General features: G+C 71.7%; 8 protein-coding genes. 3 read left to right on the top strand and 5 right to left on the bottom strand.

Going from position 1 to position 10,557, the window contains the following annotated elements:
* Nucleotides 1–45 precede the first annotated feature (45 nt).
* The 3 genes from dmpI to RMN57_RS03705 all read right to left on the bottom strand — a co-directional run bounded on the left by dmpI (nucleotide 46) and on the right by RMN57_RS03705 (nucleotide 2,460).
* A complete protein-coding gene (dmpI, locus tag RMN57_RS03695) occupies nucleotides 46–228 on the bottom strand; it encodes a 4-oxalocrotonate tautomerase DmpI (protein WP_313761904.1) in 183 nt (60 codons plus the stop codon).
* 102 nt (nucleotides 229–330) lie between these two features.
* On the bottom strand, nucleotides 331–1,227 hold the full coding sequence (locus RMN57_RS03700) for a LysR family transcriptional regulator (protein WP_313761905.1): 897 nt from the start codon (nucleotides 1,225–1,227) through the stop codon (nucleotides 331–333).
* A 162-nt stretch (nucleotides 1,228–1,389) separates the two neighbouring features.
* Nucleotides 1,390–2,460 carry a polyprenyl synthetase family protein gene (locus tag RMN57_RS03705; protein WP_313761906.1) on the bottom strand — a complete coding sequence of 357 codons (1,071 nt, stop codon included), beginning with the start codon at nucleotides 2,458–2,460 and terminating at the stop codon, nucleotides 1,390–1,392.
* A 298-nt stretch (nucleotides 2,461–2,758) separates the two neighbouring features.
* Between RMN57_RS03705 and RMN57_RS03710 the strand changes: the two genes are divergently transcribed.
* Together RMN57_RS03710 and RMN57_RS03715 are read left to right on the top strand one after the other, a co-directional pair.
* On the top strand, nucleotides 2,759–3,988 hold the full coding sequence (locus tag RMN57_RS03710; protein ID WP_313761907.1) for a hypothetical protein: 1,230 nt from the start codon (nucleotides 2,759–2,761) through the stop codon (nucleotides 3,986–3,988).
* On the top strand, nucleotides 3,972–4,742 hold the full coding sequence (locus RMN57_RS03715) for an alpha-ketoglutarate-dependent dioxygenase AlkB (RefSeq protein WP_313761908.1): 771 nt from the start codon (nucleotides 3,972–3,974) through the stop codon (nucleotides 4,740–4,742). The genes RMN57_RS03710 and RMN57_RS03715 overlap by 17 nt, the downstream gene beginning before the upstream one ends.
* A 147-nt stretch (nucleotides 4,743–4,889) precedes the next feature.
* Here the strand turns inward: RMN57_RS03715 and RMN57_RS03720 are convergent, their stop codons facing one another.
* Nucleotides 4,890–7,880, bottom strand: coding sequence for an ABC transporter permease (locus RMN57_RS03720; RefSeq protein WP_313761909.1), 2,991 nt, complete (start codon nucleotides 7,878–7,880; stop codon nucleotides 4,890–4,892).
* A gap of 718 nt (nucleotides 7,881–8,598) precedes the next feature.
* On the opposite strand from RMN57_RS03720, the gene RMN57_RS03730 reads away from it, so the two are divergent.
* Complete coding sequence (locus RMN57_RS03730; protein WP_313761910.1) at nucleotides 8,599–9,183, top strand: DinB family protein; 585 nt, start codon at nucleotides 8,599–8,601, stop codon at nucleotides 9,181–9,183.
* 274 nt (nucleotides 9,184–9,457) lie between these two features.
* Here RMN57_RS03730 and RMN57_RS03735 read toward each other — a convergent pair whose 3' ends face one another.
* Nucleotides 9,458–10,555: a restriction endonuclease gene (locus RMN57_RS03735; protein ID WP_313761911.1), complete on the bottom strand. Its 1,098-nt coding sequence runs from the start codon at nucleotides 10,553–10,555 to the stop codon at nucleotides 9,458–9,460.
* Nucleotides 10,556–10,557 lie beyond the last annotated feature (2 nt).

The following is a 10,557-nucleotide window of genomic DNA, read 5'->3' on the forward strand; positions in this document are numbered from 1 at the left end:
GACCGCCCTCGACGAAGCGCTCGACGCTCCTGCCTGATGCGCCGGCTACCGGTCCGCGGTGAGCCTGCCGCCCGCGCCCCAGCTCTCCGCCGGGTACTCCTGGATCCAGACGAACACGCTCTCGGCGGGTACCTCCAGCGCCTCCACGAAGGCCTCGGTGACCTTCTTGACCAACTCGCGCTTCTGCTCGACCCCGCGCGGGCCCTGCTGGATGGTGACGATCGGCATCTTCGGCTCCTAACCGGGTTCTTCTCTGCCGGGTGTTCCGGCCGGGACCAGTCCACCCGATCGGGCCGCCCGCCACCCAGACCCGGATCGCTCCGGCAGCGATCACGAATCCTGATCGTTCCAGGTCGGAGTAGTCCGGCGGCAGGCTTCCAGGAGCAGTCGGGGGAGCGGGGCGGAGCGGCGTACGGCGATCGAGGTGGGCAGCAGCAGCGGGGTCCGGCAGGGGCGGAAGGCGATCCGGCGGGTGTTCGTCATCCGGGCGTTGGTGGCGTACACCACCGTCCACATCGGGGTTCCGGTGCCGATCGAGGCGAGGGTGTCCTGCAGGGTGGTGTGGGCCGGGCCGAGGACCGGCCGGAAGCCCGACTCCGCGCAGGCGTCCATCACCAGGTCCACCAGCGCCGGGTGGTTGCGGCGTTCGGTCAGCCGGAGCGGCAGGGCGGCGAGTTCCGCGAGATCGACCTCGGCCCGGTCGGCGAGGGCGTGCCGGGCCGGCAGCGCGACCACCAGCTCGTCCTGCCAGACGGGCAGGAAGCGAAGATCGGCGCTGCCCTCGGCGACGGCACCGCGTACCAAGGCGGCGTCGAGGCGGCCGTCGGACAGCCGGGCGAGCCGGTCCCGCACGGGGGCGGAATGGAGTTCGACGCGCACGCCGGGGGCCCGTTGCTGGTAGGTGTCCAGGATCAGGTCGAGCCTCTCGCCGAGCCCGGTGACGGTGCCGAGCCGGAGCACGGTGGGTGCGGCCAGATCGGCGGCGAGGGCCCGGGCGGCGTCCTCGGCCGCCAGGACGTCCCGGGCCGCGGGCAGGAAGCGCTCGCCGGCCGGGGTCAGCCGGACGTACCGGGGCGAGCGGTCGAACAACTCGACCTTCAACTCCCGCTCCAGACGGCGGACCTGCTGGCTCACGGCGGGCTGGCCGAGCAGCAGCCGCTCGGCGGCCCGGCCGAAGTGCAGTTCCTCGGCGACGGCGACGAAGCAGCGCAGCTGCCGTAGCTCCATGCGATCCCCCTGCTCGGTATGCCGACCGGCCCATGGTCGCAGGCCGGGGTACGGTCCCGGCGGCGAGCTCCTGCCGGCGGCACGGGACGCCCAGCGGCCGGGCGGGCCCTTCCCGTGGTGCGGGCCCCGGTCACATCTCGCACTCGTCACATCTCGCACTCGTCACATCTCGCGCTCGACGCTCCACCGCGGCAGGAGCTCGAAGAAGGTGACGGCCTCCTCGCGCCAACGCGTCCGCCAGCCCGCAGCCACGGCGGAGGCCCGCTCGGCATGGCGCCGCATGTCCGCCTGCATCCTGTCCCTCACACCACGGTTCTCACCGATCTCCCGGACGGCGGCGACGGCTTCGGGTGTGCAGGACGGGTCGCCGAGTGCGGCCTGCACCACCGCGCGCTCGGCGCCGGAGACGGCGGAGAGCAGGGCGCTGACGGTGTAGCTGCGCCTCCCGTCGCGGAGGTCGGTGCCGGTCGGCTTGCCCATGGTGGCGGCATCCCCGAACAGGTCCAGGTAGTCGTCGCGCATCTGCCCGCAGATCCCCACCAGCCGTGCGTAGTCGCGCAGTTCCGACACGAAGTGGTCCGGTTGCCCACCCGCTGCCAGGAGACCGAGCTGCATGGGGGCGAGGATCGAGTAGCGGGCGGTCTTGTAGTCGGCCACGGAGTGCAACGTCTCCTCGCCGGCGGTGTCGTCGAAGTCGCGCTCCAGGTCGATGATCTGGCCCACGAACGTATCGGCCGCCGCCCGGGTCTGCACCTCGGCCATGGCCTGACGCACCGCGACGGGAAGCCCGGCGTCCAGCAGCACCCGGAGGGACAGGGCGAGTGCGAGGTCGCCCGCGAGCACGGTGAGGCCGAGGGCCGTCTGCGGGTGGCCGGGGAACCGCTCGCGGTAGGCGTAGTAGGTGGAAGGGCCGCCGCGGCGGGTGGGGCTGTCGTCGATCAGGTCGTCGTGCACCAGACCGTGGGTCTGCAGGAGCTCGATGCTCAGCGCGGCGGCGTCCAGTCCGTCGACCGGCTCGGCCGTCACCAGGCGAGCCGCCTCGTGCAGCAGCACGACCCGGATCCGTTTGCCGCCCCGCAAGGACAGGTCCTTCAGCAACTGCAGGCAGTCCGGAGTGAAGCGGCTGAACGAAGGCGCACCGATCCTGGCGCCCACCGTGTCGAGGTACTCCTCGAAGAGCGTGTTGAACCGGCGCTCGTGTCCGGCGACTCGATCGAGGATCTGCTGGATCATGACGAGTTCTCCCTGCTCGGGGTCGGGTGACGCAGCGCTGTTGACGCGCTGCGGCAGCGGATGGCGCCCCGGGCAGGCGGCCGGGTCAGGAGGTGTACCGCGTAGCGGTGACCGCCGGGCCGCGCAGGGCACGGTCCGCGGCAGTCGGGAAGCCGGCAACGTCCAGGACCTGCAGCACTTGTTCGTGGCGGGACGTGATCATACGCTCGGTGTGCTCCGTCGCCCCCGTGCCTGCGGGATCGCCGTGCCTCGGCTTTGAGCGATCCACCGATTGTCCGCGAATGACAGGGACCGTTCGATGCACACACCGGAGCCGGCAGAAGCCCGCATCGAGGATTCGAGCAACGTCCTGGTCGCGCCTGCGGTGTTGCACGGCGATGACGCGATCAGGGACTTCTTCGGGTCCACGATCACGCCGGAGGAGCTCGCCGCCGGTTCGACCGACCTCGCGCGGAGGACCGTCTACCTGTGTGGCGACGTTTCAGGGATCAGTGGCCGCCGACTGCAGGCGGCTGACCGGGTGTTCGTCGTCCGGGAGCTGTCACGTGGCTACCGGGAGGACGCCGACGAACGGTGGACCCTCGTCGGCCTCGGCCGGGTCCCCGTTCGCGTCCACGGCGCCGGGGTGTACTACCGCCGCTTCTTCGGGCTCGACGCCGATCACTTCGGACGGATCCGCGCCGAGCACACGTTCCAGTCCCTGACGGAGTCCACCAAGCCCGGAACGGCCCATCGCAGCGGCATCTATCTGACGCCCGTCACACGAAACGGCGACGAGCTCCATTTCCGCCTGCTCCGATGCTCCACGAACCTCTCGGGGCCGACCGACAGCTTTGGCCCGACCGACACGCGCATCGTCGAGGCGCTGAACCGCGAGGCCGCCGCCGTCTTCCGGAACCAGGCGCCGCTGAATCACGTCCTCGCCCAGATCTACCACAACACCCTCGCCACGGCCGAGCGCAAGCAGTCCAAGGCCAGGATCTCGTCCCATGCCGACAAGACCAAGGACATGCCCGTCAACGGCATCATGGCCTTCTGCACCTTCTACGACCGGCTCGACAATCTGCAGCCGCTGGCCGGGGACGCCTTCGACCACGGCGTGAAGGGCGCCAGCGGGCTGACCAGGCTCCACTTCCGCCTCAAGGAGGCGGTCGAAGAACGCGACGGGGTCGATCTCCCCGCGCAGTTCACCCTGACCCTCCATCCCGGCTCCGTGTTCTTCATGCCGCTGTCCACCAACCGCCTCTACACGCATGAAATCCGGCCTTCGGCGCTGGACGCCGAGCTGCTCCCGACCCGCCTGGGGTACGTGGTGCGCTGTTCGAGCACCGAGGCCGTTCACCGGGACGGCGACACGTTCCTCAACCTGGCCGGAGATCTGGTGCGCCTGGAGCCTCCCACGGAGGCCGGCATCGACGAGCTTCGCCGGCTGTACGCCGAGGAGAACAGGAGCTCGTCCTTCATCGACTACGGCGACCGCTTCCTCTTCAGCATGAACACGGGGGACTACCTTGCCCCCCGGGTCTAGGATCTCGGACGAGGTCGTCTCGTACGCTCTGCCGACCGAGGAGGACCTCTTCTCGGAGCTGTCCGCGTCGGCTCGCCTGGAAGACGTGGGAAGGGGCCGGCGAGGCGCCACGCTCACCAGGATCGACGACGCGGGACGTGCGCCACTCGTCCGCACCACCACTGAATACGGCAACCCGGCGCAGCGTTTTCGGCCGGTCCACGAACGACTGGCGCAGCGGATTCAAGAACGCGCGGCGCTTCCGGTCGAATTCAACAACGCCCTCGTCGAGGTCTACACGAACGCCTACGCCACCATGGGCGGCCATTCCGACCAGGCCCTCGACCTGGCCGACGATTCCTTCATCGCCGTCTTCTCCTGCTACCGACACCCCGAAGCGAGCCCGCCCAGGAAACTGATCTTCGAATCGAAGGAATCCGGCGGCGAGAAGTTCGAGATCCCGCTCGCCCACCACAGCGTCGTCGCGTTCTCCGTCGACTCGAATCGGCGGCTCAGGCACAAGATCGTCCTGGACGCGCCGGCCCGGACGGTGGACAACCAGTGGCTGGGCGTCACCTTCCGCACGTCGAAGACACCCGTCCGGTTTCGCGACGGGCACCCCTACCTCCCCCAGGGGGCCCGCCTCACGCTCGCCGACGACGAGCAGCGGCGCGAGTTCTACCGGCTACGGCGCCGCGAGAACACTGAGACGGACTTCGTCTACCCCCTGCTGACGTACACGATCAGCGAGAGCGACCTGATGCCGCCCGTGTGACCTTGAAGGGCGCATCGGCCACGGGCCGCCGATGGAGACCCCGGCGGAGCCCGATGATTCCGTGCCGCCCCTTCCGGGATGCGGTGGCCCGGAGAGGGCAGCGAGCACGGAGGAGCCCGTCCAACGACCGGGCCGCCCGGATGGTGGTCACCGCTGGTCCCCCACCCTCAGTTCCGTCGTGATCTGGCGCCGGCCGGCGATGAACGCCTCCGCGAGCACCCCGGCGGACACCAGGGCCGCCAGGAGGAGCACCTGGCCCAGCACGGGCAGCACGGCGGGTTCCAGGCCGGTCCGGACCGGGGCACCGACCAGGGCCGACAGGTCGATCGCCGGTCCGAGCAGGTAGACCGCGGCGAGCGCGGTCACTCCGCCGCCGACCGCCGCCACGAGGGTCTGCGGGAGGGTCTCGGCGACGATCAGCGCCAGGCCCTGCCGGGGGCGCATGCCCATGGTGCGCAGCCGGGCGAGCAGCGCGGCGCGTTCCGGGGCGGCCCGCAGCAGCGTCAGCAGGACGGCGAGCAGCGCGAACCCGGCGGCACCGATCACGGCGACCCAGAACAGCCGGCCGGCCGAGCGCCGGAGCGGGTCGGCGGCGAACTCGGCGGCCAGGGTGCCGCTGGTACGCACCACGTAGCCGACCGGCAGGCTGTCGGGGTCCTCACCCCCACGGGCCTGACCGCCCGCCGCACCGCCGGCCGACCCACCGCCGCCTGCCGCGCTGCCCGCGGCCCCCGCCGCGCTGCCGGTGTCGGCCGGTGCGGCAGCGGACGCCGACGCCGCCGGGGCGCCCGGGAGCGTCGTCACGGCCGGCGCCGGACCTCGGCCGTACGGGGCGCCGACCAGGTTGCCCACCGCGATCTGCGGCCCCTTCTCCCGGACGAGCGCCTTCAGCCGGTGCTCGTCCACCGCACCGAGGCCGAACCAGAGGTTCGGCTCCGCGAGTCGCGGAAGCCTGGAGGCCGCGGGGCCGAGGGGCACGACGACGAAGTGCTGGACCGACTCCTCCAGCGCGGGTGTGCCCTCGATCGTGCCGGCCTCCCTGGCGAGGAGTTCCAAACCGTTCGGCATTTCCAGGCGGCGGTTCCCGTCGCCGGCCTTGGCCGCGAGTGCCTTGCTGAACAGGGCGGGAACCGGGGTGTCGAGCCCACCGTCCCCGCCCGCGAGAACGGCCGGGTCGAACTCGCCACGCCCGACGGTCCGGGAGAGTTCGGCGTACGCCTGCGGGTCGACGGCCACCACGCTGACCCGGTTGGAGCCGTTGCCGGTGCCGAGGAGAAGGACCTCGCTCTCCCACCGGACGGAGGTGCCCGTCCGGACGCCGGGCAGGGCGGCCGCGGCCCCGGTGAGCTCGGGCGGCAGCATGACCCCGGTCGGCGCACTGATGACCGCGTCCCCGCCGACCGCCTGCCGGGCCACGTGCAGCCTGGCGCCGTCCACCGCGTCCAGCACGGTGGCTCCGAAGCCGGCCGTGGTCACGGCGAGCACCAGTGCGAGCAGCGGCAGCGCGGAGGGGCGCGGCCGGCCGCCGGTACCGCGGGCGGCACCGGCCAGGCCGAGGAAGCCGATCACTCCGGGACCGCGGCCGGCCGCCCTGGCGAGCGCGCCGACCAGGACCGGCTGCACCCGGGCGAGCAGCAGACCGCCGGTGAGGGCGAGCAGCAGCGGGGCCGCGACCAGGATCGGGTCCAGGCCCTCCCCGGGCGGCACGACACCACGTCGCCGAACCTCCGTCACCGCCGCGACGGTGACGGCGAGGACGAGGGCCTCGCCGACCAGCCGTCGCCGCCCGCTCCGTCGCCGCCCGCTCCGTCGCGGCGCCGACCAGAGCAGGGCGGCACGCAGCGGGAAGCCCAGCAGCGCGAGCAGCGTGGCGGCGACCGCGGCCACCACGGCGAGCGTCCAGCGCGGGGTCGGCAGCAGGGCGAGGGCCAGTGCGGTCCCGGCCGCTGCGGCGGGCAGGACGGTCACCGCCCCCTCGCCGAGGAGTCGGGCCAGGACGCCACCGCACGAGCCACCGCGGGCCCGGAGCAGGCGGAGTTCGCTGCCACGCCGGTCGAGGGTGAGGGCGGCCGCCAGGGAGAGGACCACGGCGGCGACGCCGGCCAGGCCCGCCGGGCCGATCGCGGCGAGCGGCGCGGCGGCGTCACGCCGGGCGGTCGCCTGCTGGAAGAGCTTCGGCAGCGGGGAGGTCATGATCAGGTCGTCCCGCCCGGTGCGGGTCTTCATCTGGATGCTGGTCGGGCCGGCCAGGTACGAGGAGATCTCCTCGCTGGTCCGCGCCAGCCGGTCGGCACGCAGACCGTCGAGTTCGACGGGCAGCCGCCAGAAGTCCGTCGCGCCGTTGCCCCACGACGCCAGTCGGTCGACCGCACCGGCGTCGACCACGCCTGAGGTCTTCCAGTAGAAGCGGGGGTTGCCACCGTCGAGGCAGGCCTTCTCCGGGCAGGGCAGGTCGGCCCAGAAGGGGTCCTTCGGGTCGTCGGGGTCGTAGAGGCCCACCACCTCGGCCCGGTGGCTGTCCTTCGGCTGCTCACCGGCCACCGGCGAGTATCCGCCGTCGAGTACGTCACCGAGGTGGATCCCGATGGTGTCGGCGGCGCTCCGGCTGAGCGCGATCGGGACCGGTCCGCGCAGGTCCCCGGATCCGGGCCAATGGCCGGCCACCAGCCTGGCGTGGTCGGCGAGGCCGTGCACGTAGAGCAGACCGGCCACCGGCACGGCTTCGTCGGGCGTGGCGAGCCCGGGATTGTGAAGCTGGCGCGGGCGGTCTCCGTGTGCGCCGTACACCACGGCGTCCGCGGCGAACCCGAAGGTCTCGTTCGGGCGGGAGAGGAGCTTCCCCGCCACCTCGTCGAGGTCGCTCGCACCGTGGCGCCGGTGTGCGGTGGCGACCACGCTGGTCCAGAGCGGACCGCGGTCGCGCAGGTACTCGCGCAGGGCGGTGTCCGTTCCCCGGTCCACGGCCCTCGGGAACGCGGCGGCCAGGAGGCCGGTGCCGAGGGCCAGCGCCAGGGCGAGCAACGCTGCGAGCGGCGCCGTGCGCAGCCTGGTCCGCACCCACGGGGCGGGGCGGTGTTCGGTCCTCGGCCGGGGGCCGGTGGCGCGGGGCGGCCTGCTGGTACCGGCCGGGCTGGTCACATCTCCTCCACGTGCCGCAGCCGGGCGGCCGCGTCTCGACGGCGGCCGGTCAGGATGACCGACAGCCGGGCGGCGGCCGTGATCGCGGCCGCGATCAGGAAGGTCCGGCCGAGCGACAGACGGACGTCTGCCGCGCACCGCTACGGTGATCACCGGATAGCGGACGATGCTGTCAGGTTCGATCCATGAACGGAAGGGACTTGCGCGAATCATGTAACCGGTGCGCGAATTCTCGGCAATGGCGACACTGCGATCGACCTGTCCCTCCCGACGCGAGGGCACGTCGCCAATCAGATACTCACCACGCACACCTCATCAAGAGGCGCAGGATCTCCCGGGACGGCGCCGACCTGGCCGGACCGGACGAGGAAGGACGGCTGGCGATACGCCGGGACCGGATCGGCTTCGGCTTCCACTTCTTCGGTCTGATCAAGCCGGCCGAGAAGGCCCGAGCAGGCCGGGCCCGACAGGTCTGCCCGATCGGGCCACCCCGCCCTGCCCGCCGGGGCGGGGCGGCCCGCGCACGAATTCCCCATTCGTCTGCGCAAGGCAGCGTGAATCAGGAAATGTCCCTGGAGGTTGTCTCACGTGGCAGGTTTCGCGAGCTTCCGGTATCAGGTCGGGGCGGCGGCCATGGCCAGGCCTCGGCTCTGCCAGTCGTTGCGGACCACGTACGGGATCTTGAGACCACGAGCAGCCCATGGCAGGCTCATGCCGCATGATCGATGAATTCGCGAAGGACAACCTGCACGGGAGACTGCGGCGGGACCGCAAGGCACTGCTCTGGAAACTCGACGGCTTGTCCGAATACGACGCCCGCCGACCTCTGACAGCGACCGGGACCAACCTCCTCGGCCTGGTCAAACACGTGGCCAGCGTCGAGGCCAGGTACTTCGGCGAGGTCTTCGACCGCCCTTCCCCGGAACCGCTGCCCCGGTGGCAGGACTCCAACGGCAGCGATCTGTGGGCGACCGAGGACGAGACCCGCGATCAGATCATCGCGTTCTACCGGCGCACGTGGGAACACTCGGACGCGACGATCAACGAGCTTCCCCTCGACGCCCCCGGCCACGTGCCGTGGTGGCCGGAGCCCTGTCCCAACATGAACCTGTTCGCCGTCATGGTCCATGTCCTCGGCGAGACCAACCGGCATGCCGGGCACGCCGACATCCTGCGCGAGAGCCTCGACGGCCGGACCGGGGTGCGCCCCGAACACGAGAAGCGGATCGACGAGGAAGCCCGTGCAGCCCACCGCGCGAAGATCGAGCAGGCCGCCAGGTCGGCGGCACCAGTCAAGGCTTAGTGGTTGTCTCACGTGACTTGATGCTCGGACGGCATGACGCCGGTCGCGGGTGCCGATCCATCGGAGCGCCCGGCTCCTGATGAACTCCGGGAGCCGGCCGCCCCGGTCGACACCGCTGGAAGGCCGAGCGGTCGATCGCCCGGCTCTTCGGCTACCGCCGGCTCACCGTCCGATACGAACAAAAGGGCTCGCACCCCTCCTCGCCTTCCTCGGCCCGGCCGCCGCCCTGACCTGCTACCTGAAGCTCGCGAGACCTGCCACGTGAGACACCCTCTCAAGCCGGTGCAGGGGCTTCCTCGACCTCCAGCCCGTAGGCGACGACGGCTTGGCGAAGCCCGCCCGGGTATCCGGCGATGGCCGGGGTGAAGTCCCAGTTGCCGGCGGCGTCGCGGTCGAACCGGCCCATCCGCATCGCGGTGTTGGCTGCGGCGCCGTCGGCCAGGTGCGCCACCGCCGGCTCCTGGTCGGCGCCGGCTTCGAGGATCAGCGCCGGCCCGGCGAACCCGGCCATGGTCGCCTCCGGGTGGTTCTCGACATCGGCCGCCGCGATGATGACCAGCCGGTCGGCGTCGGCGGGAAGCCCGTCGAAGTCGACCATCAGGCAGGCATTGGCGTCGTCGTAGCCGGTGACCAGACGCACCGAGCCGTCGGGCGTGGAGCCGTTGTTGTAGAACACCAGGTGATCGTCCGACAGGGCCCTGTTGCCCTCGCACACCAGGGCGGCGATGTCGTACTCGTCCTCGCCGGTCCAGTGGAGGAGGAGGCGGGCGGGCTCGGCGGCCACCTCGATCCCGGGCAGCCCCTCGCCGTCCGCCTCTGCACCGACGCCGCCTGCAGCGCCGTGGCGGGCCGCTGCGAACACTTCGTGGAAGCCGTGGTGCTTGAGCAGGCCGACCAGCTCGGCACCGTTGATCAGGGTGATCGGCTTGCCACTGACGAACTGGTGCGAGCTCGGGCCGAACCTGCTCGTCGTGACGAGGACGGCCTTCGTCGCGTCCCGGTCGTGCTGGAGGGTGCCGTAGAGGTCGCGGACGGCCGAAGGCGTGACCGTGTCCCGGTACCGCTTGACCTGCACGATCACGTTCCCGCCGCGGAACGGGTCCGGATCGGTCCCGCGCACGTCCACCCCGCCGTCCCGCGACCTGGCCGTGAGCTCGACCTTCATGCCCATCGCCTCCATCAACCGGGCCACGAGCTGCTCGAAGTCGACCGGGTCCATCGTCAGGAGGAGTTGGAGCTCGCGCACCCGCTTCGCCATCCGGCCGCGGTTCGCCGTGGTGTCGTCACGGAGGTGGCGGAAGAGCAGCCGCTGAGCGCGGCGCTCGTCGGTGTCGGGGTTGTTGAGACGGTGGAGCTTCCGGCTCCGGGACATGG

The sequence above is a fragment of the Kitasatospora sp. CM 4170 genome, assembly GCF_032110285.1.
GTDB classification, from domain to species: Bacteria; Actinomycetota; Actinomycetes; order Streptomycetales; family Streptomycetaceae; genus Kitasatospora; species Kitasatospora aburaviensis.